25 protein-coding genes and 1 other annotated feature are annotated in these 23,087 nt (G+C 46.5%); all 25 genes read left to right on the top strand.

Annotated elements, in window-relative coordinates:
- Nucleotides 1-178 precede the first annotated feature (178 nt).
- Nucleotides 179-1,366, top strand: a complete 1,188-nt coding sequence (locus tag L693_RS0101250; RefSeq protein WP_025715707.1) for a GNAT family N-acetyltransferase — start codon at nucleotides 179-181, stop codon at nucleotides 1,364-1,366.
- A gap of 570 nt (nucleotides 1,367-1,936) precedes the next feature.
- Nucleotides 1,937-2,401, top strand: coding sequence for a CtsR family transcriptional regulator (locus L693_RS0101245; RefSeq protein ID WP_025715706.1), 465 nt, complete (start codon nucleotides 1,937-1,939; stop codon nucleotides 2,399-2,401).
- An 83-nt stretch (nucleotides 2,402-2,484) separates the two neighbouring features.
- Nucleotides 2,485-3,009, top strand: coding sequence for a UvrB/UvrC motif-containing protein (locus tag L693_RS0101240; RefSeq protein ID WP_025715705.1), 525 nt, complete (start codon nucleotides 2,485-2,487; stop codon nucleotides 3,007-3,009).
- Between the two features lie 29 nt (nucleotides 3,010-3,038).
- Nucleotides 3,039-4,103, top strand: a complete 1,065-nt coding sequence (locus L693_RS0101235) for a protein arginine kinase (RefSeq protein WP_025715704.1) — start codon at nucleotides 3,039-3,041, stop codon at nucleotides 4,101-4,103.
- Nucleotides 4,104-4,147: 44 nt separating this feature from the next.
- Nucleotides 4,148-6,592: an ATP-dependent protease ATP-binding subunit ClpC gene (gene clpC, locus L693_RS0101230; RefSeq protein ID WP_025715702.1), complete on the top strand. Its 2,445-nt coding sequence runs from the start codon at nucleotides 4,148-4,150 to the stop codon at nucleotides 6,590-6,592.
- Nucleotides 6,593-6,834: 242 nt separating this feature from the next.
- On the top strand, nucleotides 6,835-8,208 hold the full coding sequence (gene radA, locus L693_RS0101225; RefSeq protein WP_025715700.1) for a DNA repair protein RadA: 1,374 nt from the start codon (nucleotides 6,835-6,837) through the stop codon (nucleotides 8,206-8,208).
- A gap of 12 nt (nucleotides 8,209-8,220) precedes the next feature.
- Nucleotides 8,221-9,297: a DNA integrity scanning diadenylate cyclase DisA gene (gene disA / locus L693_RS0101220; RefSeq protein WP_013312183.1), complete on the top strand. Its 1,077-nt coding sequence runs from the start codon at nucleotides 8,221-8,223 to the stop codon at nucleotides 9,295-9,297.
- A 54-nt stretch (nucleotides 9,298-9,351) separates the two neighbouring features.
- Nucleotides 9,352-10,098: a CDP-diacylglycerol--serine O-phosphatidyltransferase gene (gene pssA, locus L693_RS0101215; RefSeq protein WP_025715699.1), complete on the top strand. Its 747-nt coding sequence runs from the start codon at nucleotides 9,352-9,354 to the stop codon at nucleotides 10,096-10,098.
- Nucleotides 10,099-10,286: 188 nt separating this feature from the next.
- On the top strand, nucleotides 10,287-11,372 hold the full coding sequence (locus L693_RS0101210) for a PIN/TRAM domain-containing protein (RefSeq protein ID WP_025715697.1): 1,086 nt from the start codon (nucleotides 10,287-10,289) through the stop codon (nucleotides 11,370-11,372).
- 70 nt (nucleotides 11,373-11,442) lie between these two features.
- Complete coding sequence (gene ispD / locus L693_RS0101205) at nucleotides 11,443-12,141, top strand: 2-C-methyl-D-erythritol 4-phosphate cytidylyltransferase (protein ID WP_025715696.1); 699 nt, start codon at nucleotides 11,443-11,445, stop codon at nucleotides 12,139-12,141.
- Complete coding sequence (gene ispF, locus L693_RS0101200; protein ID WP_025715695.1) at nucleotides 12,138-12,614, top strand: 2-C-methyl-D-erythritol 2,4-cyclodiphosphate synthase; 477 nt, start codon at nucleotides 12,138-12,140, stop codon at nucleotides 12,612-12,614. The genes ispD and ispF overlap by 4 nt, the downstream gene beginning before the upstream one ends.
- 39 nt (nucleotides 12,615-12,653) lie before the next feature.
- Nucleotides 12,654-14,114, top strand: coding sequence for a glutamate--tRNA ligase (gltX, locus tag L693_RS0101195; RefSeq protein WP_025715694.1), 1,461 nt, complete (start codon nucleotides 12,654-12,656; stop codon nucleotides 14,112-14,114).
- A 476-nt stretch (nucleotides 14,115-14,590) separates the two neighbouring features.
- On the top strand, nucleotides 14,591-15,262 hold the full coding sequence (gene cysE / locus L693_RS0101190) for a serine O-acetyltransferase (protein WP_049825013.1): 672 nt from the start codon (nucleotides 14,591-14,593) through the stop codon (nucleotides 15,260-15,262).
- Between the two features lie 33 nt (nucleotides 15,263-15,295).
- Nucleotides 15,296-16,699 (top strand): cysteine--tRNA ligase, encoded by a 1,404-nt coding sequence (cysS, locus tag L693_RS0101185; protein WP_025715693.1) that lies wholly within the window; start codon nucleotides 15,296-15,298, stop codon nucleotides 16,697-16,699.
- On the top strand, nucleotides 16,696-17,154 hold the full coding sequence (locus tag L693_RS0101180) for a Mini-ribonuclease 3 (RefSeq protein ID WP_025715692.1): 459 nt from the start codon (nucleotides 16,696-16,698) through the stop codon (nucleotides 17,152-17,154). The genes cysS and L693_RS0101180 overlap by 4 nt, the downstream gene beginning before the upstream one ends.
- A 55-nt stretch (nucleotides 17,155-17,209) precedes the next feature.
- The gene (gene rlmB, locus L693_RS0101175; RefSeq protein WP_025715691.1) at nucleotides 17,210-17,956 is read left to right on the top strand and encodes a 23S rRNA (guanosine(2251)-2'-O)-methyltransferase RlmB; all 747 of its coding nucleotides are present in this window, start codon (nucleotides 17,210-17,212) and stop codon (nucleotides 17,954-17,956) included.
- Nucleotides 17,957-17,960: 4 nt separating this feature from the next.
- On the top strand, nucleotides 17,961-18,482 hold the full coding sequence (locus L693_RS0101170; protein WP_025715690.1) for an NYN domain-containing protein: 522 nt from the start codon (nucleotides 17,961-17,963) through the stop codon (nucleotides 18,480-18,482).
- Between the two features lie 162 nt (nucleotides 18,483-18,644).
- Nucleotides 18,645-19,289 (top strand): RNA polymerase sporulation sigma factor SigH, encoded by a 645-nt coding sequence (sigH, locus tag L693_RS0101165; protein WP_025715689.1) that lies wholly within the window; start codon nucleotides 18,645-18,647, stop codon nucleotides 19,287-19,289.
- Between the two features lie 329 nt (nucleotides 19,290-19,618).
- Nucleotides 19,619-19,768 (top strand): 50S ribosomal protein L33, encoded by a 150-nt coding sequence (rpmG, locus tag L693_RS28700; protein WP_081752062.1) that lies wholly within the window; start codon nucleotides 19,619-19,621, stop codon nucleotides 19,766-19,768.
- A gap of 20 nt (nucleotides 19,769-19,788) precedes the next feature.
- The gene (gene secE, locus L693_RS0101160) at nucleotides 19,789-19,980 is read left to right on the top strand and encodes a preprotein translocase subunit SecE (protein WP_025685946.1); all 192 of its coding nucleotides are present in this window, start codon (nucleotides 19,789-19,791) and stop codon (nucleotides 19,978-19,980) included.
- Between the two features lie 22 nt (nucleotides 19,981-20,002).
- The gene (gene nusG / locus L693_RS0101155; RefSeq protein ID WP_007432596.1) at nucleotides 20,003-20,536 is read left to right on the top strand and encodes a transcription termination/antitermination protein NusG; all 534 of its coding nucleotides are present in this window, start codon (nucleotides 20,003-20,005) and stop codon (nucleotides 20,534-20,536) included.
- A 73-nt stretch (nucleotides 20,537-20,609) separates the two neighbouring features.
- Nucleotides 20,610-21,035: a 50S ribosomal protein L11 gene (gene rplK / locus L693_RS0101150; protein WP_007432595.1), complete on the top strand. Its 426-nt coding sequence runs from the start codon at nucleotides 20,610-20,612 to the stop codon at nucleotides 21,033-21,035.
- Between the two features lie 89 nt (nucleotides 21,036-21,124).
- The gene (gene rplA / locus L693_RS0101145; protein WP_025715688.1) at nucleotides 21,125-21,817 is read left to right on the top strand and encodes a 50S ribosomal protein L1; all 693 of its coding nucleotides are present in this window, start codon (nucleotides 21,125-21,127) and stop codon (nucleotides 21,815-21,817) included.
- Nucleotides 21,818-21,885: 68 nt separating this feature from the next.
- Nucleotides 21,886-22,037, top strand: a sequence feature (ribosomal protein L10 leader region).
- A gap of 73 nt (nucleotides 22,038-22,110) precedes the next feature.
- Nucleotides 22,111-22,614 (top strand): 50S ribosomal protein L10, encoded by a 504-nt coding sequence (gene rplJ, locus L693_RS0101140; RefSeq protein ID WP_025715687.1) that lies wholly within the window; start codon nucleotides 22,111-22,113, stop codon nucleotides 22,612-22,614.
- A gap of 68 nt (nucleotides 22,615-22,682) precedes the next feature.
- Nucleotides 22,683-23,048 (top strand): 50S ribosomal protein L7/L12, encoded by a 366-nt coding sequence (rplL, locus tag L693_RS0101135; protein ID WP_013373275.1) that lies wholly within the window; start codon nucleotides 22,683-22,685, stop codon nucleotides 23,046-23,048.
- Nucleotides 23,049-23,087: the final 39 nt, after the last annotated feature.

Raw genomic sequence — 23,087 nt, 5'->3', positions numbered from 1 at the left:
ACGTTGCCAAGCAACAAATAAAGAGGATCATGATCTTAATGAGATCATGATCCTCTTTTGTGTATTTTAACGATCACTATCAATTCCTAAGGTTGACAGAAAGAAAAGGCTTTGCGACACTCTAAGTGCACAATCTTTTTTATGGAGACATAAGTATACGAGCGAGGTGACGAAGGCTATGGAGATCAGACAATTACAACGGGAGGAATTTGAAGTTGCTATTGAATTATCCCAATATGCTTTTCAGTTTACAATGTCCCCGGAGGATCTGGAGAAATCCAAGAAAAAGTTCAAGCCAGAACAAACATGGGGCATATTCGATGGACATGACTTGAATGCTAAGCTGACTTTGCTACCTTTGCAGGTATACATACATGGTCAGGTTTTTGAGATGGGTGGCATTGCTGGTGTGGCAACGTGGCCAGAAAAGCGTCGTGGAGGCATGGTTTCACGTTTGTTGACACATGCGCTTAAAGAGATGAAGTCTACTGGACAAAGCCTTTCTTTTCTGCACCCATTCTCCTTTGCCTTCTATCGTAAATTTGGATGGGAAACGTATGTTGAGTACAAAAAGTATGTTATCCCGATTGATAAATTTCCTGCTAAGCTTAAAACAGAAGGCATAGTCAAGCGGGATATTAAAGATATTTCTGAACTGAACCAAGTGTATCAAGCGTATGCTTCGTCTTATAATGGCACGCTGGTACGGGATAAGGAATGGTGGCAAGAACGGATTTTAAATGAGAACTACCGAACCGCAGTTTATTACTCAGAAGCAGGTAATCCTCAGGGATATGCGCTATACAAAATTGAAGATAAGCAGTTGAATTGCGATGAATTGATATATGAGAATGAAACGGCGCGTCGGGCTTTATGGACTTATTTTGCAAATCATGATTACATGATAACCCAAGGTAAATTTATTTACGTTCCGGCAGATGACAATCTGCCATTTTTACTCGATGATCCGCGAATTCAACAGGAAACGCTGCCTTATTTTATGGGACGAATTGTGGATGCAGCTGCTTTTGTCGAAAAATATCCCTTTAAAGCAATTGGAGTGGAAACACGCTTGACCTTAAATTTGTCAGATCATTATGCTCCATGGAATGAAGGAGTATGGACATTAACGATAAACTCTGAAGGACGAGGATATTTAGAGAGAGTAGATACAAGCAGTTCTTCTGAAAACAACATAGCAGTTGACTTGAGTGTTGGCATCCAATCGCTGACGACCCTAATGCTTGGCTATCAGCGCGCTGATGATCTATATAAGTGGGGGCGTATTGAAGGACGCAGTGAGTCTATGTCTGCATTGAAACGTGTAGTACCAGTAAAACAGACGTTTTTGTTGGATTTTTTCTAATCCTGGCCTAGACTTTATTCGAGAAAATGGGTGGCGTTGGCGAGGGTAAGCACGATTCGTCTATACAAGTAGCACGGGAGTAGCAGGATGGGTTTTTTCAGGACTCTTTCCAGAATGGGGAGAGTTTTTTTCTTACATTGTATAAAACATAATTAGATTGCGAAAAATGGTATTGACCCCTTGGCAAAAATGAAAAATATGCTATAATGTGAATATAGTCAAAGAAAGTCAAAGTCAATTAAACCTAGTGTGATCCATTAGAAGGTAATGATGCTGATTGACTGGCCGTATTGAGTATTTTGACAGCAAAGAAGCTAAACAGGATTGAAATCATTTGTGGATAGTCAGTAGCTGCTCTTATAAACATAAGAGAAGTGTATGATTTATCGCAAGTATAGGTCACACTAGAGACTAAACGGCACGTTTTCAAGAGATGCAGCAGGGTGAAAAAGTCCTGATACAGCTTAGATTCGTGACTTTACCGTTTGGTTAAGTTCAATATACGGCGGACTCTGTGGAGCGTGAAATGTACTTGAATACTTGCGTTTCCGTTAGTGGAGGATGAATGAAATGCGCAATGTTTCCGATATTATTGAACAATATTTGAAGAACATATTGCTTGAAAGTCCCCAAGGCTTAGTGGAGATTCAGCGCAATGATTTGGCTGACCGTTTTTCTTGCGTGCCGTCGCAAATCAACTATGTTATTAGTACCCGTTTTACGCTGGAAAAGGGCTATGTGGTGGAAAGTAAGCGTGGTGGTGGGGGCTACATTCGCATTCAACGAATTCAGTTGCCTGCACAGCATGCGATACACACACATCTTCATCAGAGCATCGGGGAGGAAATTAGCCAATCGGCGGCAGAAGGACTGATTTATCAGTTGGAGGAAGCTCATTTTCTAAGCAAAAGGGAAGCGAGTTTAATGAAGGCCGCTTTATCGAGGGACACCTTATTGCTGAAGCTCCCCTATCGTGACCAGCTGCGGGCAAGGTTGCTTAAGGCTATGCTGTTCTCGTTGCTGGCGACCAAATAGTCAGTAGCCATAACCAGTAAATAGAGATTTACGATTCAGATGTAGGGATTTGTGAAAATCCAGACGTTGAAGGAGGTGCTTTTATGCTGTGCCAGGAATGTAATATGCGGCCGGCAACTTTGCATTTCACCAAAATTGTGAACGGCGAAAAGACAGAGTTTCATATTTGTGAGACATGTGCGAAGGAAAAAGGGGAAATACTCCCTGGAACACCCAATGGTTTTTCGATTCATAGCTTATTGTCGGGGATGCTGGATTTTGACTCCAGCACCAAGAGCCAGTCTTCAGGTCACAATGGTCCACAAAATTTGCAATGCAAGGATTGTGGCATGACCTATACACAGTTTAGCAAGCTGGGGCGTTTTGGGTGCCCGTCGTGCTATCAATATTTTGACAGTCGTCTGGACCCTCTGTTCAAACGTGTGCATGGCAGTACAGGTCATGTGGGTAAAGTTCCGGTCCGGACTGGAGGCCGTCTGAAGGTTAAACGGCAAATTGATGATTTGAAAAAAGAGATGCAACAGCATATTGTACAGGAAGAATTCGAGGCAGCTGCTGAGCTTAGGGATCAAATCAGAAAGCTTGAAAAGGAAATGACTGAAGAGTAAAGTTTGTGAAGAGTAGGAGGGAATGCGTGATGCCCAATATCCGATTTACGGAAAAGCCGCTAAGTGATTGGATGCGTGGTGATGCTGCGGATTCGGAGATTGTCATTAGTAGCCGGGTAAGAATTGCGCGTAACTTGCAACATCTGCCTTTTCCCATGCTTGCTACCAATCAGCAGTCGGAAGAAGTGCTTCAACGCTTGACGGATATCCTTCAGTATGATGATTTGGGTCGTTTTGGTACTTTCCATACCTTGAAAATATCCGAGTTGGATGAGATCGACAAGCAGGTACTGGTTGAGAAGCATTTGATTAGTCCTAATCTGGCGAACGAATCTCGTAACGGTGCTGTGTTGATTAGTGATGATGAATCGGTTAGTGTTATGATAAACGAAGAGGATCATCTGCGTATTCAGTGCTTATATCCGGGATGTCAGGTTAGAGAAGCTTGGGAACGAGCTATGATTATTGATGATGCATTTGAAGCGCATGTTGATTATGCATTTGATGATCGGAGAGGTTTTCTGACCAGTTGTCCGACAAATGTTGGCACAGGTATGAGAGCTTCGGTGATGATGCATCTGCCCGCATTAGTCATGACTCACCAAATCAATCGTATATTGTCCGCTGTTTCACAGGTAGGTCTTACGGTTCGTGGCATTTATGGTGAAGGCAGCGAAGCGGTCGGTAATTTGTTTCAGATTTCTAATCAGATTACATTAGGACAAACCGAAGCGGAAATTATTGAAAATCTACATGGCGTGGTGCTGCAGATTATAGAGCACGAGCGTTCTGCCAGAGAACGGCTGATGAATGAGTCCATGTTGCGAATTACAGATCGGGTGATGCGTTCATTCGGTATTTTGTCATATGCAGCAGTGCTGGATTCAAAGGAGGCTGCGCAGCGGCTGTCCGATGTACGTCTCGGCGTGGATTTAGGGATTTTGGAGCGTCCATCCATCGCAGCGATGAATGAACTGAATGTGATGACGCAGCCTGGATTCCTGCAAAAGAGCTTTGGCGATAAAATGAACACCGGTGAGCGCGATATGTACCGGGCGAAGCTGATCCGGCAAAAATTAGGCACAACCCTTTAATATATAGTTTTATCTGAAATACACACTGTGGAGGTGCAGGATATATGATGTTTGGAAGATTTACGGAACGTGCACAAAAAGTGCTTGCCTTGGCCCAGGAAGAAGCTGTTCGATTGGGACATAACAACATTGGTACAGAGCACATTTTGCTCGGCCTCATTCGTGAAGGTGAAGGAATAGCAGCCAAAGCCTTGATCGGTTTAGGGCTGGGACTGGAAAAAATCCAGGATGAAGTGGAGACGCTTATTGGACGCGGTCAAGAGCAACCGACGAACATTGCCTATACTCCTCGCGCCAAAAAGGTCATCGAGCTGTCTATGGATGAAGCGCGTAAACTGGGTCATACCTATGTGGGCACAGAACATATTTTGCTCGGTCTCATTCGTGAAGGTGAAGGCGTAGCGGCCCGTGTACTGAACAATCTGGGCATCAGTCTGAATAAAGCGCGTCAGCAAGTGCTCCAATTGCTAGGCAGCAGCGAGGCGGTTTCCAGCCATCACGGCGCTCCGACTAATGTCAGCACACCAACCCTGGATAGCTTGGCACGCGATCTGACGGCATCTGCGAAGGAAAATAACCTGGACCCTGTTATTGGGCGCAGCAAGGAGATTGAGCGCGTCATTCAGGTGCTCAGCCGCCGTACAAAGAACAATCCGGTTCTGATCGGGGAGCCTGGGGTAGGTAAAACAGCGATTGCCGAGGGATTGGCACAAAAAATTATTGCCAATGAGATTCCTGAAACGCTGCGTGACAAACGCGTAATGACACTCGACATGGGCTCTGTGGTAGCAGGCACCAAGTATCGTGGTGAATTTGAGGATCGTTTGAAAAAAATTATGGACGAGATTCGTCAAGCTGGAAACATCGTATTGTTCATTGATGAGCTGCATACGCTGATTGGTGCTGGTGGAGCGGAAGGAGCAATTGATGCCTCCAACATCCTGAAGCCTGCATTGGCACGTGGCGAACTGCAATGCATCGGTGCAACAACGCTGGATGAATATCGCAAATATATTGAGAAGGATGCTGCTTTGGAGCGTCGTTTCCAACCGATTACTGTGGATCAGCCTTCTCCGGAAGAAGCGATTCAAATTTTGTATGGTCTGCGCGACCGTTACGAAGCGCATCACCGTGTGAAGATCACGGATGAGGCAATTGAAGCGGCAGTAAGATTGTCGGACCGTTATATCACCGACCGCTTCCTGCCGGATAAGGCGATTGACCTTATTGACGAAGCAGGCTCCAAGGTAAGGCTAAATTCCTACACCGTACCGCCAAACCTGAAGCAACTGGAAAACCGTCTCGAAGATATCCGTAAGGAAAAGGATTCGGCGGTACAAAGCCAGGAGTTTGAAAAGGCAGCAGCGTTGCGTGATACAGAGCAAAAAATTCGTGAAGAGCTGGATGTTACGAAAAACCAATGGAAAGAACAACAGGGTCGCACAGATTCCGAAGTTACACCGGAGGATATCGCTCAGGTCGTTGCAATCTGGACAGGTGTTCCAGTCAGCAAGCTGAAAGAGGAAGAAACACACCGCTTGCTGAATATGGAACAGTTGTTGCATGAACGGGTTATTGGTCAGGACGAAGCTGTTAAGGCAGTAAGCCGCGCTATTCGCCGGGCACGTGCGGGACTGAAAGATCCGAAGCGTCCGATCGGCTCCTTTATTTTCCTCGGTCCAACTGGAGTTGGTAAAACAGAACTGGCACGCGCACTAGCTGAATCTATGTTCGGAGATGAAAATGCGGTTATCCGTATCGATATGTCCGAATATATGGAGAAGCACTCCACGTCCCGTCTGGTAGGAGCGCCTCCAGGGTATGTTGGATATGAAGAAGGTGGCCAACTGACTGAGAAGGTACGTCGTAAGCCATACTCTGTTGTGTTGCTGGATGAGATTGAAAAAGCACATCCAGAGGTGTTCAATATTCTGCTGCAAGTGCTGGAAGATGGACGTCTGACGGATTCCAAAGGCCGTGTTGTTGACTTCCGCAACACACTCATTATTTTGACATCCAACGTCGGTGCACAGGCGATTAAACGTAACTCCACGCTTGGCTTTACAGCCGTTGTAGACGCTGGAGCGGATTACGATAACATGAAGGGTAAAGTGATGGATGAACTGAAGAAAAGCTTCCGTCCTGAGTTCTTGAACCGGATTGATGAAATTATCGTTTTCCATTCTCTCGAAGAAAAACATATCGCCGAAATCGTGTCACTCATGTCTGAGGAGCTGCGTAAGCGTCTGAATGAGTACGAGGTGGACTTTGAACTGACAGACAAGGCTAAGACATTCCTTGCGAAGGAAGGCTTTGATCCAGCTTACGGTGCGCGTCCATTGCGTCGTGCAATTCAGAAGCATATAGAAGATCGTCTGTCCGAGGAACTGTTGACTGGAAATATTACTAAAGGTGATTCTCTGATGATTGATGAGGAGAACGGTGCATTGACAGTTACGAAAAAGGATAACGTATCCGCGAAGTCCTAAAACGTTTTACTAAATAAAGCAGTACAGAAGGGTGTCTCGCAGGCTGGAAGGCTATTGCGAAGGCACCCTTTTTGTGTATAGAACGCTACGGAATGGTTGGGTAAATGCTTTGGAAAAGTTTGTGATATCGCTTTACGTCCGCCAAGCTTCAATGGTAAACTTTTATTGATACAGCTCTTTCCGGGCTGTATCAAGATAAATTTGACATCATTTGTCGTCAATAAGGAGCCAGGGATCAAAGTATGGCTAAAGTGAAAACTAAATTTTCCTGTACGGAATGCGGTTATGAATCGCCCAAATGGTACGGAAAATGTCCTGGATGTCAGGCGTGGAATTCCATGGTGGAAGAAACGGAAAGCGTTGTAAAAACTCAAGGAATGGGTTCTCCCCTTCTTACTCATAGCACAAAAGATAAGCCGCTCCCCATTATTGAGGTAGAGAGTGGCAAAGAAGCACGAATTTTGACGGGAATTGGCGAATTGAATCGTGTGCTTGGCGGAGGCGTAGTGCCGGGGTCCCTCGTTCTGGTGGGCGGTGATCCGGGGATTGGTAAATCTACGCTGATGCTACAAACCTCTAATGAGCTCGCTTTAACCGGTTTGAAGGTGCTGTACGTGTCTGGTGAGGAGTCGGTTCGTCAAACGAAGCTGCGCGCAGACCGACTGGGTGCCTTGTCTCCCAATTTGTACGTATTATGTGAGACGAATTTGGAGACGATTGAAGAAGCAGTGGACAGCTTGAAGCCCGAATTTTTGGTGATAGACTCTATTCAGACCGTATATTTGCCGGAGGTGACAAGTGCGCCAGGAAGTGTGGCTCAGGTCCGAGAGTGTACCTCACGCTTTATGCGAATTGCCAAGGGACTAGGGATTGCTACGGTGCTGGTAGGACATGTGACCAAGGAAGGGGCAATTGCAGGCCCACGTCTGTTGGAGCATATGGTCGATTGCGTGCTTTATTTTGAAGGAGAGCGTCATCATACGTATCGGCTGCTGCGTGCAGTTAAGAACCGTTTCGGTTCTACGAATGAAATCGGCATTTTTGAAATGGCTGAGAGTGGCTTGCGTGAGGTAGCGAATCCTTCTGAGCTTTTCCTGTCTGAACGACCACTAGGGGTGGCTGGTTCCACTGTTGTAGCCAGTGTGGAAGGAACCAGACCTGTGCTGGTCGAACTGCAGGCGCTGATTGCGGCCACGCATTTTCCTTCTCCACGCCGAATGGGTACAGGAATCGACCATCATCGGATGGGATTAATTATAGCCGTGCTGGAAAAACGGATGGGCATGTTTTTGCAAAACCAGGATGCTTATCTCAACGTAGCCGGCGGCGTGAAGCTGGATGAGCCCGCGGTGGATTTGGCTATAGCGGTGAGCATTGCTTCCAGTTTCCGGGACGCTCCTACCAAGCCGTACGATGTAATTTTTGGTGAAGTGGGGCTGACAGGCGAGGTGCGAGCTGTATCCCGAGCAGAGCAGCGAGTGCGGGAAGCGGAGAAACTGGGTTTCAAACGGGTGATCATGCCAGAGAAAAGCCTGAAGGGCTGGACACATCCGAAAGGGATACAAATTATAGGAGTAGCAACGGTGGCAGATGCACTGGCAGCCGCATTAGATTAGGGGGCAATGAGAATGAAAGAAGCGAGCCAACTGGATAAAATGAACGATTTGCTGCGGCTTGTGGCACCGGGAACTCCCTTTCGCGATGGATTGGAAAACGTTTTACGTGCTAAAACGGGTGCTCTTCTGGTCGTTGGCTATAGCCCGGAAGTAATGGAAGTCGTGGATGGCGGGTTCTCTATCAACTGTGATTTTTCGCCGAACTATTTATATGAATTGGCTAAAATGGATGGCGCAATCATATTGAGCGAAGATTTGAAGCGGATTTTATACGCAAATACGCAATTAATTCCTGACTCTTCTATTTCGTCGATTGAAACAGGGATTCGACACCGGACAGCAGAGCGAGTTGCAAAGCAGACAGGCAAGCTCGTTGTGTCCATTTCCCAGCGGCGTAATATTATTACGTTGTATCAGGGAACGCTGCGCTATGCGCTCAAGGAAATCGGAGTCATCTTAACGAAGGCCAATCAGGCAATTCAGACACTAGAAAAATATAGATCGGTGTTGGGTCAAGCCTCGACGAATTTGACAGCATCTGAATTCGAAGAGCTGGTAACCATGCCGGAGGTCGTTAATGTTATCCAACGGATTGAAATGGTGCTGCGCATTAAAATGGAAATCAAACGATTTATTAATGAGCTCGGAAATGAAGGCCGACTCATCAGCATGCAGATGGAGGAGCTTGTCAGCAATATAGAGGAAGAAGCCTGGTTGCTGTACAAGGATTATGCTAAAGACGACAGCGACGAGAAAATCCGTGAGATTATACTTGGACTCAAGCGATCTACGGACGACGAGTTGCTGGATGTTAATCATATCGTACGTTTACTGGGTTACCCGTCTTCTGCTGCAACATCAGAGGAGTATATTGCTGCACGCGGGTATCGGGTGCTGAACAAGATACCACGTCTGCCGAATGTGATTATTCATAATCTGGTGGAGCGGTTTGGACGCTTTCCGCATGTTATAACTGCAACGATTGAAGAGCTGGATGAAGTGGATGGCATCGGAGAGGTTCGTGCGCGTACGATTAAAGAAGGTCTTAAAAGGTTGCAGGAACAAGTTTTCATTGACAGACAAATGTAAATGTAATACAGTGAAAGGATTATAATGGAACAATTCATACATTGAGGTGAAGAGATGATTACCAAATCAATTCCGAACATGTTTACCTTGGGTAACTTGTTTCTCGGAATGATCGCCATTTTATTGGCCGTAGACGGAAAATACAGTCTTGCCGCTATTATGGTTATTGTCGCCATGTTGTTGGACGGACTGGACGGAAGAATGGCCCGGGCGCTGAATGCCCAGAGCGAATTCGGTAAAGAACTGGACTCCTTATCAGATATGATATCATTTGGTGTAGCTCCCGCAGTTATTATGTACATGGTTGCTTTTCATGATGCAAATTCGGCTTTGGCTTGGACGGTTACGGCCATTTTCCCCATGTGCGGAGCGTTGCGTTTGGCTCGATTTAATGTACGCCCCGGTGTGCCAGGTTATTTTACAGGCTTGCCGATTCCGGCAGCAGGTGGCGTACTAGCCACTTTGTCCTTATTTCATAACAATGTTTCATTGTTATACATGTCGATTGCCATGTTGCTGGTCTCTTATTTGATGGTCAGCTCCATGAGATATCCTAATTTTAAAAAGGTTGGCTTTCCGAAAAAAGCGATCTGGATCGCTCCTTGGGTTGTGATTGCAGCGGTAGTACTGGCTGCTAAATTTCCCGACCAGCTGTCGAAGCTGATTTTTGTCCCATTGGTGCTATATGCATTATATGGGATGAAACTGAACATCCGTAAGCTTTCACGCAGACGGGGACGTGATCGGGAACGTTCCAACCAGGAAGAACAGGACGATCAATATCGTCATTCGCAACGTTAATAACAGCTAGAAACAAATGAGCATTTATTTCCTTGAATTCTTTCAGGGAGATAGATGCTTTTTTTGTGCATAAAAAATAAAAACACAGGGTTAGCCGGGCGAGGATTGGATCATACTGGTAAAGAAAAAAGTGTATATCCAATAAATAGCAGGATGTATGAGAAGAAAAAAGGAGGTATAGAGACTCGATGTGGAGAAAGGCTATTTTAACTTTTACAGGATTGTGCGGAGCATGGTTTGGCTATACGTTGTACCATCGGGTAGGAGGTATCTTATCATGGATGCCGCAGTGGTTGAATGATGGTACCTTACCGGGAATGGCCGTTTGGATGATTGCGGGAGCAGTGCTGTTTATGGCCGGTTGCTCATTCGCAGGGGCATCGGTGGCGAATCGGTTGCAGCAGGGCATTGAGGGCTTGGTCCGGATACCGATGAATGAGATGCTTGCCGGTGTAATTGGATTAGCAGTGGGATTGATCCTTTCCTTGGCAGTCTACCCGCTTTTATCATGGTTGGGAGCACCTGGTCAGCTGATTCAGACAGCCGTTACCATCGTTTGCGGATATGTAGGATTGATGGTTGGTTTGGAGAAGCGGGATGAGCTGTCTTCGTTTTGGAGTTCTGGTTTTTTTGGCCGGGGCACAGGTGTACCAGAACGTAAGCTGGAGGAACATAAAATTTTGGATACCAGCGTCATTATAGATGGGCGTATTGCGGATATTTGCAAGACAGGTTTTATTGAAGGAACGATAGTGATTCCTGAATTTGTGTTGGAGGAACTGCAGCATATTGCAGATTCATCTGATTTACTTAAGCGTAATCGTGGGCGTCGGGGTCTGGATATTTTGAATAAAATCCAAAAAGAGCTGGATGTGAATGTGCTCATTTATGAAGGGGATTTTGAGGAGATTTCAGAGGTTGACAGTAAGCTGGTCAAGCTGGCAAAGGTGCTGGAGGGTAAAGTTGTAACCAATGACTTTAACCTGAATAAGGTATGTGAGCTTCAGGGTGTATCGGTGCTGAACATTAATGATTTGGCGAATGCAGTCAAGCCTGTCGTACTGCCTGGTGAGGAAATTATGGTGCAGATCATTAAGGACGGCAAGGAGCATGGACAGGGTGTGGCCTATTTGGATGATGGTACGATGATTGTTGTGGAGGGCGGACGTGACTATATCGGTTCCTTGATGGAGGTGCTGGTCACGAGTGTACTTCAGACCTCTGCGGGACGTATGATCTTTGCTAAACCGAAACTATTGGAAAAAGCTCAATAAACGAGGTATGATGAAGTAGATATGTTATCATACGGATCGTACAAGTACGATCAGGGCAGGAGTTATTTCAATGAACAATCGGGTAGGAGTCGTTATTGTGGCGGCTGGGCGCGGCTCCCGTATGGGGACGCAGGAAAGTAAGCAATTTCTGCTTTTGCGGGACAAGCCCATCTTCATACATACACTTGAAATATTTGCAGCTATGCCCGAAGTGGATGAAATGGTGATGGTGACGGGAGCTGAAGATGTGGAGCGCTGTCGGGAATGGATTCGTCAATACCAGATCGAAAAAAACGTACAGGTGGTAGCTGGTGGCAGTGAACGACAGCATTCGGTTTATCACGGCTTACGCCACTTGCAAGCAGATTGGGTGATGGTTCATGATGGTGTGCGCCCACTGATCCAGCCTGAGCTTGTACGTTCATGTCTGGAGGCGGCTCAGCGTACCGGTGCTTCTGTAGCGGCAGTACCTGTAAAGGATACGGTCAAGCAAGTGAACGGGGATGGTATCATTACAGCAACGCCAGATCGCCGAAGTCTGTGGAGTATTCAAACGCCACAGACTTTTCGTCTTTCCGATTTGCTCCGTGCGTATGAGGAAGCAGAGCAGGCGGGATTTTTGGGAACAGATGATTCTACACTGGTGGAGCGGCTTGGCATTCCGGTTACTGTCGTTCAAGGCAGCTACAAGAACATCAAAATTACTACGCCTGAGGATTTGGACATGGCGGCGCTATGGGTAAAGACAGAGGGAGAGGATATCAAGTGATCAGAGTAGGACAAGGATTTGACGTCCACCAGCTGGTGGAAGGAAGGCCATGTATCATCGGAGGCGTGAATATTCCCTATGAGAAAGGTTTGCTGGGCCATTCCGATGCAGATGTGTTGCTGCATGCGATTAGCGATGCCATCCTGGGTGCGCTTGGCTTGGGAGACATCGGGAAGCATTTTCCGGATAACGACCCTGAATTTAAGGATGCCGACAGCCTGAAGCTGCTAGAGCATGTGTGGGGGTTGGCTAAAGAGCGAGGCTATCGCTTGGGGAATATCGATTCTACGATCATTGCACAGAAGCCCAAGATGGCATCGTATATTCCGCAGATGAATGAGGTCATCGCCCGGGCTTTGGAAGCAGAAGAGCCATCCCAGGTGAATGTCAAGGCGACTACCACAGAGCAACTCGGTTTTACCGGGCGGGGCGAAGGGATTGCGGCTCAATCGGTTGTCTGTCTTATCAAGTAAATGCTATCATCTTGAGTAATTCAATTTGGAGGAGATTATATGAGCACGGAAATTCGTGTACGCTATGCACCAAGCCCTACAGGGCATCTGCATATTGGAAACGCCAGAACGGCATTATTTAATTATTTATTTGCCCGTAATCAAGGCGGGAAATTTATTATTCGCATCGAAGACACAGATGTGAAGCGCAATATTGAGGGCGGAGAAGAAAGCCAACTTAAATATTTGAAATGGTTGGGTATGGACTGGGATGAGAGCGTAGATGTGGGAGGTGAGTTTGGACCTTACCGTCAGACTGAACGCTTGGATATATACAAAACATACTGGCAGGATTTGCTGGATCGTGGTTTGGCTTACCGTTGCTACTGCACGGAGGAAGAATTGGAACGCGAACGTGAAGAACAGATGGCACGGGGGGAGACACCACGCTATTCTGGAAAGCATCGTGACTTAACAGAAGAACAGTGTCAGGCATTTGAAGCAGAAGGCCGTGTACCAAGCATTCGTTTCCGCGTACCGGAAGATCGCGAATATACGTTTGACGATATCGTTAAAGGTCAAATTACGTTCAATTCCAAGGAAAGCGGCGATTTTGTTATCGTCAAAAAAGACGGTATTCCGACATATAACTTCGCTGTAGCGGTTGACGATTATTTGATGAAAATATCGCATGTATTACGAGGCGAGGATCATGTTTCCAATACGCCGCGGCAATTGATGATCTTTGAAGCTCTCGGCTGGGAGCCTCCACGCTTTGGTCATATGACGCTGATCGTAGGCGAGGATCACAAAAAGCTCAGCAAGCGTAACGAATCCATTATTCAATTCATGGAGCAGTATGACAAGCTGGGCTATCTACCGGAAGCTATATTCAACTTTATTGCGCTGTTGGGCTGGTCTCCAGAAGGCGAAGAAGAGATCTATGATCGGGAGCAATTGATTTCGATTTTCGACCCTAATCGTTTGTCCAAAAGCCCGGCCGTATTTGATACGAATAAGCTTGCTTACTTGAACAATCATTATATTAAAAAGGCTGATCCTGAGCGGATTGCCAGCATGGCGATTCCTCATTTGCAGGCAGCAGGGTTGTTGCCGATTGAACTGTCTGCGGAACAGCAGGATTGGGCTAAGGCCCTCGTTCGCTTATATCAGGAGCAGATGACTTCTGCGTCCGATATTGTAGCGTTGTCTGAGTTATTTTTTCGTTCACACCTGGAGATGGATGCCGAAGCGGCGGCTGTACTGGCTGAAGAACAGGTTCCTGAGGTGCTCAGAGCCTTTGCCAACAAGGTTGAAGAGAGCGGGGAATTTACAGCCCCACAAATGGCCAAGCTGATTAAGGAAGTTCAAAAGGAAACCGGTTTTAAGGGTAAACAGCTGTTCATGCCGATTCGTGTGGCTCTTACAGGTCAAACTCATGGACGGGATCTGAACGAAACCATCTATTTGCTTGGACGTGACAAGGTGTTGGATCGTCTTAAGGCACAAATTAAAGGCTGATATTTCTTGTCAATTTGTTGTCTTTTCGCTATAATGACTCCATTGATACGGATTGATATTTACGTGTAAAGGCTGCGAACAGGAGAAGTAAACTGCATATGGGCATCTGCCAGAGAGGACGACCGAGGGGAAACCCTAGGCTGGAAGCCGTCCAGATGACCTGCGGAGGAAATGCACCTGGGAGCCGTGCGCCCGAATCCTAATTAGACTGCTAATTATGGCAAGGGCGTGACGAGTCGTTCCCGTTACCGGACGCCAAAGACGGACATTTCTGCTTTTAGGCAGTAGTTATGTCCGAAGCAGAGTGGGACCACGTTCATGCGTCTCTGCAGCTCAGGCTGCGGAGGCGCTTTTTCATTTTTATCAGACTCGTCATAGATTAAAAAATGTCGAAGAGTGCTGAAAGATGCGAAAATTGGCGGAACGTGAAGTGTTGTGGAGATGCGGCAAGGATATGGGAGGAATAGGAGGGCGACATGTTCAGACATATCAAATCCGACATTCAGACTGTTTTGGATAATGATCCGGCCGCCCGGAGTAAGCTGGAGGTCATTTTTACGTATTCCGGCGTTCATGCCCTTTGGGCACACCGAATCGCACATTGGTTTTATTTGCGAAAATGGTGTACTGTAGCTCGTGTTATATCTCAAGTATCGCGTTTTATGACAGGCATTGAAATTCATCCTGGCGCTCGTATCGGAGATCGACTGTTCATTGACCATGGCATGGGAGTGGTCATCGGTGAAACCTGTGAGATCGGCGACGATGTCGTATTGTATCAGGGGGTCACTCTTGGAGGGACCGGAAAAGAGAAGGGGAAGCGCCATCCGACCATTGGGAATAATGTAGTTATAGGCTCCGGTGCAAAGATATTGGGCTCATTTACAATTGGGGCGCAGTCCAATATTGGCTCTAACTCGGTTGTGCTTAAAGAGGTTCCGCCAAACAGTACGGTAGTGGGCATCCCAGGGCGGGTGGTCAGACAAGATGGAAGACGTCCGGACCGACTTAGTCATCAGCTGCCTGATCCGGTCGTGGATTCTATACGGGATCTTCAATTGGAAATAAAGCGATTGCGTGCAGAGTTATCTGATTTGAAGGATGAGCGATCTGCTCAGAAACATCAGGTGACACAAGAGAATAAATGACAAGGATAATTTTTATGAGGGAGGAACATAACGATGCCGCTTCAAATTTATAATACCATGACGAGGAGCCGGGAAACCTTTGTGCCACTGGAGCCTGGAAAGGTTAAGATGTATGTATGTGGACCCACCGTATATGATTACATTCATATTGGTAATGCACGACCTGTAATTGTGTTTGACGTGGTACGCAGCTACCTGGAGTATTTGGGCTATACTGTAAACTATGTGGTGAATTTTACGGATGTCGATGATAAGCTGATTCGCAAAGCTAGGGAACTCGATACGGAGGTTCCGGCAGTTGCCGAGAAATTTATTGCAGCCTATCATGAGGATCTGGCGGGATTGAATGTTCCTGCTGCCAGCATAAATCCGCGCGTAACAGAGAGCATGGATTTGATTATTGATTTTATTAAGGAACTGGTAGACAAAGGCTATGCCTATGAGAACGAGGGCGATGTGTTCTATCGAACCAAAAAGTTCAAAGATTACGGACAACTGTCAGGTCAGAATCTGGAGGAGCTTCAGTTCGGAATTCGCATCAATGTTGATGAGCGTAAGGAAAATGCCGAGGATTTTGTACTCTGGAAGGCAGCAAAGCCGGGAGAAATTTATTGGTCGAGTCCTTGGGGAGATGGACGACCGGGATGGCATATCGAATGCTCGGCTATGGCTCGCCATTATTTGGGGGATACACTGGATATCCATGGGGGCGGACAGGATTTGCAATTTCCGCATCATGAATGTGAATGCGCGCAATCCGAAGTGATTACGGGTAAGCCATTGGCTCGCTACTGGATGCATAACGGATATATCCGAATTGATAATGAAAAAATGTCGAAATCACTCGGTAATGGTATTTTGGTTAAAGATCTGCGAACTCGCCACAAGCCTGAAGCTTTGCGTTATTTTATGCTGTCGACGCATTATCGTAATCCATTGAACTACAACCAAGAGACGATGAGTCAAGCAGAGAACAGTGTCGAACGGATTGCTAATGCAGTCGCGAACGTGAAGCATCGTTTGGCCAATGCTTTGAAAGGTAATGGAGAAGTAGCGGCTGAGCTGCAAACGAAGCTTGACGGAATTTTGCAGCAATTTGGCGAAAAGATGGATGATGATTTCAATACACCTGATGCGATTACTGCTGTATTCGAATGGGTCAGCGAAGCCAATCATTTGTTGCAGCGTGATGTTGTCAATCAGGCGGAATTGCAGGCTGTACTGCATACCTTCCATTCGATGAATACTGTACTTCGCATATATTCGGAACCCAAAGAAGAGCTGCTGGATGATGAAATAGAGCAATTAATTGCAGAACGTGTCGAAGCTCGTAAAACCAAAAATTGGGGCAGAGCCGACGAAATTCGCGATCTGCTGGCTGCTAAAGGCATTGTGCTTGAGGATACGGCACAGGGGATGCGGTGGCGGCGAAAATGAATGATAAGTCACTGAATACGGGGGCTTCGGAGGGCGCAGAGAACTGGTTCCCGTATCCTGCGTCCAAACCGGCCCGCCTGATGCCGCCCATTGCACTAGCTTACATTGGCGATGCAGTGTACGAGGTCGCCGTCCGTCAATATTTGTTGGCACAGCCCAACTTGCGTCCAAATCATCTGCATCGGCGAGCAACAGGGCTAGTCTCCGCGAAGGCGCAAAGCCGTCTGCTGGGACTGCTGGAAAAGGTGCTGACGGAGGAAGAGTGCGACATTGTCCGACAAGGAAGAAATGCCAAGTCAGGGAGTCTGCCCAAAAATGCTGATGTACTTGAGTACCGTCACGCGACTGCACTGGAGGCACTGATCGGCTTTCTCTATAGCGATGGACGCTTGGATAGATTGAGCGAATTGATAACGTACGGCATTGCACAAATGGAGAATACAGAAAAATCATAAATGGGAACGGATCAGATGGATTTACCATCTGGCGTTTCCCGGGAGGAAGCTAGATATGGAAGAAGAATGGATTGCCGGTAAGCATTCCGTAACGGAGGCATTACGTTCAGGCAGAACAATAAATAAAATATGGATTGCAGATAATGCCCAAAAGCATTTGACCCTTCCGATTACGGCCGAAGCGAAAAAAGCAGGGATCATTGTTCAACAGGTGGACAAGCGTAAGCTCGATCAAATGGTACCGGGAATTCAGCATCAGGGAGTGGTTGCACAGGCTGCGCCTTTTGCCTATGCTGAAGTGGAAGAATTGCTCGCGAGTGCTCGTAATAAAGGGGAAGAGCCGTTTTTAATTTTGCTGGATGAAATAGAAGACCCGCATAATCTGGGCTCCATCCTTCGTACGGCGGACTGCACAGGAGCACATGGTGTTATTGTGCCCAAAAGGCGTTCGGCAGCTGTAACTGTAACGGTGTCCAAAACGTCGGCAGGTGCTGCTGAGTACGTCCCGGTGGCGCGTGTGAACAATTTGGGACAAACCATTGACCGTCTTAAAGAAGAAGGTGTATGGGTAGTTGGAACGGATGTGGCAGCGACCGACCCTGTTTTTGGAAATGGAGTATTCACGGGACCAGTGGCCATTGTCATTGGGAACGAAAATAAAGGAATGGGTCGTTTAATTCGTGAGAAATGCGACGTACTCGTCAAGCTGCCGATGGCGGGGCAAATCAATTCCCTGAATGCTTCTGTAGCTGCAGGTGTCGTAATGTACGAAGTATTGCGCGGACGACAGGCACGGGACTAACGATATGGCTGACACGCGGGATGTTCTGCTGGTGGACGGTTACAACATGATTGGAGCCTGGCCCGAACTTTCCGCACTGGTACAATCTGGTATGCAGGAAGCGAGGGACAGACTTCTCGAACGGCTCGCGGATCATCAGGCGTATTCCGGCAGAAGAGTCATCGTCGTATTTGATGCTTACAGGGTGCCAGGATTGGGTAAAACTTTTGCCCAGAGTAAAGTCCAGATTTATTTTACAAGAGAAAAAGAGACAGCCGACGAGTGCATCGAGCGATTGGTTCGAGAGCTTAGTAGCAAGAGGAGAAGTATTTACGTAGCGACAAGTGATCAGGTAGAGCAGCATGTTGCCTTTGGCCAGGGAGCACTCAGGGTATCGGCACGGGAACTGCTGATCGAGCTTGAGGAATCCGAAAGGGAAGTACAGAAGCGAATTCAGCAGGACAGCGCCAAATTGTCTCGCAACTCGCTGGATGCCAAACTAAGCCCGGAGCTTCGAAAGCTGTTTGAACGATGGAGAAGAGAATAATCCAGTAATTGGGCGCTCCTCCATTTTGAAACCATTGACAATTTTGTTAGCGCTCTTCTTTTTTAGGCTGTTGTGGTTGACGGTATCAGGTTACATCGCGTATACTTGTCGTATATTTGAGAGAGTGACGGGTACCTTGCGTTGCAGCCGGAGGGATTGTTAGTGAGTGTGGACCTCAAGGATATCATGTTGTCAAAGTTTGATTACAAAAATGATGAAGACATTGTCGGAGCAGTCCATGAAGGTGATGGGGAAGCGCTGGAGTTCCTGATTAATAAGTACCGGAACTTTGTGCGGGCCAAGGCTAGATCCTACTTCCTGATCGGCGCTGATCGCGAGGATATTATTCAGGAAGGCATGATTGGTCTCTACAAATCCATTCGTGATTTTAAGGGAGACAAGCTTTCTTCGTTCAAGGCCTTCGCCGAATTATGCATTACACGACAGATTATTACGGCAATCAAGACGGCTACACGACAAAAGCACATTCCTCTGAACTCTTACGTATCTCTGGACAAGCCTATCTATGATGAAGAGTCAGACCGGACGTTGCTCGATGTGATTTGCGGAACACAAGTAAGCGACCCTGAGGAACTAATTATCAATCAGGAAGAATTTGTAGGACTTGAGGACAAGATGTCGGAGATTCTGAGCGAGCTGGAACAAAAGGTGCTTATGTTGTATCTGGATGGACGTTCGTATCAGGAGATTGCAGAGGATCTTGACCGTCATGTGAAATCGATTGATAATGCACTGCAACGGGTCAAGCGTAAACTTGAAAAGTATCTGGAAGTAAGGGATAGTTGAAAGTAGAAGCTGACAGGGAAAGGCTCGAGTCCGAGTCTTTTTTTATTCGTTAGGGCAGGGCTGGGCAGGTTTATATGTGTTAAAAATGATTTATACTAAAAAATATGATAATAGATGTCGCTTGGGTCTTGAAGCGGCTTTTAGGGAATATTTTCAAAGGATGAACAGATGTTAAAATGCACCACAGTCGAGACTGCGAAATGTATGCAAACATTCATTGACATGGAAAACCCCGTGTGATAAAGTGTTTTAGGTAGGCCTAAATTCGCGGTTTTTTTAGGATCAATTATGAGACTTCCGGTGTTGGATGTCTTCGGGAGGTGCACATCATGCGGGTAATTATTACTTTGGCTTGTACAACATGCAAACAAAGAAATTACACAACGACAAAAAACAAGCGTAATCACCCCGACCGCATGGAGATGAAGAAATTCTGTAAGTTCTGTAACGAACAGACTTCTCATCGGGAAACCAGATAGTTTTTGGAGGTGTAGTCGGCGTGAAACGCAGTTTCAAGTCTCTGTTTTCCTTTTTCTCTGAAAGCTGGGCTGAACTCAAGAAGGTTCGCTGGCCCAATCGTAAAGAACTGACCAACTATACGCTGATTGTCATTGGGACGATTGCGTTCGTCACGATTTATTTTTGGGTTCTCGATATCGGCATTTCCGCTGTGATCGGAGCGATTATCTAGGAAGGGTTCCAGGTGGCTTGATATGGAAAAAAGATGGTACGTCGTTCATACCTACTCAGGGTATGAGAATAAGGTCAAAGCCAATTTGGAAAAACGCGTTGAGTCCATGGGCATGGAAGACAAGATATTCCGTGTTCTTGTTCCGATGGAAGAAGAACTGGTAACCAAGGACGGTAAGAAAAAGACCGTTATGCGTAAAGTATACCCTGGTTATGTCTTGGTCGAAATGGTCCAAACCGACGACTCTTGGTATGTTGTTCGCAACACACCAGGTGTTACGGGATTTGTAGGGTCGACAGGCTCGGGTTCCAAGCCGACGCCATTGCTTCCGGAAGAAGTTGAACAGATTCTGAAGCATATGGGCATGGTAGAGCCGAAACCGAAGATTGAATTCGATGTTAAGGAATCCGTGCGAATTAAAGTTGGTCCTTTTGCGAATTTTGTGGGCTCCGTGGAAGAAATTTTGGTTGAGAAGAGCAAGCTTAAGGTTCACGTCAACATGTTTGGACGGGAAACCCCGCTTGAGTTGGATTATACTCAAGTGGAGAAAATATAGATTTTTCTTACAGGTTTCTTGTGGGAGGATCAATAGGTCCGTCTACCACTATTGAGTCAAGGAGGTGTCATCCATGGCAAAAAAGGTAATTAAAATGGTAAAACTGCAGATTCCTGCAGGGAAAGCTAATCCAGCGCCTCCAGTAGGTCCAGCTTTGGGTCAAGCAGGTGTCAACATCATGGCATTCTGTAAAGAGTTCAATGCTCGTACTGCTGATCAAGCAGGTCTGATTATCCCGGTTGAAATTTCCGTATTTGAGGATCGTTCTTTTACGTTCATCACGAAAACTCCACCGGCTGCTGTTCTGTTGAAAGTTGCTGCTAAAATCGAAAAAGGTTCCGGTGAACCGAATAAAACGAAAGTTGCAACTGTAAATCGCGCTGCTGTTCGTCAAATTGCAGAGCAAAAAATGCCTGACCTTAACGCAGCTTCCGTAGAATCGGCAATGCGTATGGTTGAAGGTACTGCTCGCAGCATGGGTATCACCATCGTAGATTAATATTTATTGATCTACGTGTGCCGGCAGTTTGACTGTCCGGCAAGTGTGGGAGGAATATCCGCTAATACCACATAAGGAGGAAAAACATAATGGCTAAACATGGTAAGAAATACCTGGAAGCCGCTAAGCTGATTGACAGCGAAGCGACTTATGAGCCTTTGGAAGCCGTTGAACTGGTGAAAAAGGCTGCAACTGCTAAATTCGACGAAACCGTTGAAGCAGCAGTTCGTCTGGGCGTAGATTCCCGTAAACAAGACCAGGCTGTTCGTGGTGTTGTTGTCCTGCCGCATGGTACAGGTAAAACACAACGCGTTCTGGTATTTGCAAAAGGTGACAAAGCGAAAGAAGCGGAAGCAGCTGGCGCTGATTTTGTTGGCGATCAAGATATGATCAACAAAATCCAACAAGGCTGGTTCGAATTCGACGTCTGCGTTGCGACACCTGATATGATGAGTGAGGTTGGTAAACTGGGTCGTTTGCTCGGTGGTAAAGGCTTGATGCCTAACCCTAAAGCAGGCACAGTTACTTTCGACGTTGCCAAGGCTGTTCAAGAAATTAAAGCCGGTAAAATCGAATACCGTCTCGACAAAGCGGGTCAAATTCATGCACCAATCGGCAAAGCTTCCTTCAGTGCTGAACAACTGAACGAGAATCTTAAAGCCTTGATTGAGGCCTTGAACCGTGCGAAGCCAGCGGCTGCTAAAGGTGTATACCTGAAAAACATCGCTATCTCTTCGACTATGGGACCAAGCGCACGTGTGAACGCATCTGTTTATAGATAATATTTTGATTGACACGTTCAATCAAATTTGTTATTATGTAAAAGTTGTGAGTCCTTGTGACTGGCCATTAAATTTGAATATGCTTACCGTAGACAGTAGGTGCTTTCGAGCTTAATTTCCTACCGAGGTGTTATGATAGAACGTTTCATGTGACGGGCTTGCCCCGTCCATGTGGATTTATCAAGCCTTCGTACTCTACGGAGGCTTTTTTCATGCTCAAGAAAGCAGCTTTGGGAGAGTGCCGGAGCAGGTGTTTCGAACAAAGCGGATAAATTGATCAGGAGGTGTACAGTTTGGCAAATGCAAAGGTGATTCAAGCAAAACAAGAGGCTGTTGAAGTTGTAGCTGCAAAATTGCGCGAGAGCGTAACGACTGTGGTTGCAGACTATCGCGGTCTGAATGTTGCCCAAGTAACTGAGCTGCGTAAGCAGCTTCGCGAAGCCGGAATCGAATTTCAAGTGCTGAAAAACACGCTGCTTCGTCGCGCAACTGCGGCAGCAGAATTGACTGAACTGGACGCGGTATTGACAGGTCCTACTGCAATCGCGTTCGGCAAAGATGATGCTGTGTCTGCAGCTAAAATCTTGAACGATTTCGCTAAGAAAAACAATGCGCTGGAACTGAAAGGCGCAGTTGTAGAAGGTCGCGTTATCGGTGTTGAGGAAATCAAAGCGCTGGCAGAACTGCCATCCCGCGAAGGTCTCCTTTCTATGCTCCTCAGCGTGCTTCAAGCTCCTATGCGCAACTTCGCGCTTGCAGTTAAAGCGGTTGCGGAAAAAGAAGAGCAAAGTGCATAAGTTTGGGATTAAACCTGCTGTATAGCAGTTAAGAACAAAAAAATTCGAATTTAAATGGAGGTTCAACCATGAGTAAAGAGCAAATCTTGGAAGCAATTAAAGGTATGTCCGTATTGGAATTGAACGATCTTGTAAAAGCAATCGAAGAAGAATTCGGCGTAACTGCAGCAGCTCCAGTAGCTGTAGCAGGTGGCGCAGCAGGTGGCGCAGCAGAAGCTGAGCAATCCGAGTTCGACGTAATTTTGACAAGTGCTGGCGCTTCCAAAATCAACGTTATCAAAGCAGTTCGCGAAATCACAGGTCTTGGCCTGAAAGAAGCAAAAGAATTGGTTGACAACGCTCCAAAACCACTGAAAGAAAAAGTTGCTAAAGAAGAAGCTGAATCCGTTAAAGCAAAATTGGAAGAAGCAGGCGCTTCTGTAGAAGTAAAATAATTGACTGCTAACTAGTAGACAATGTACGAAAACAAACCC

The sequence above is a fragment of the Paenibacillus sp. 1-18 genome, assembly GCF_000520755.1.
Classification (GTDB): Bacteria; Bacillota; Bacilli; order Paenibacillales; family Paenibacillaceae; genus Paenibacillus; species Paenibacillus brasilensis.
This window is presented reverse-complemented; position numbering and strand designations above follow the sequence as displayed.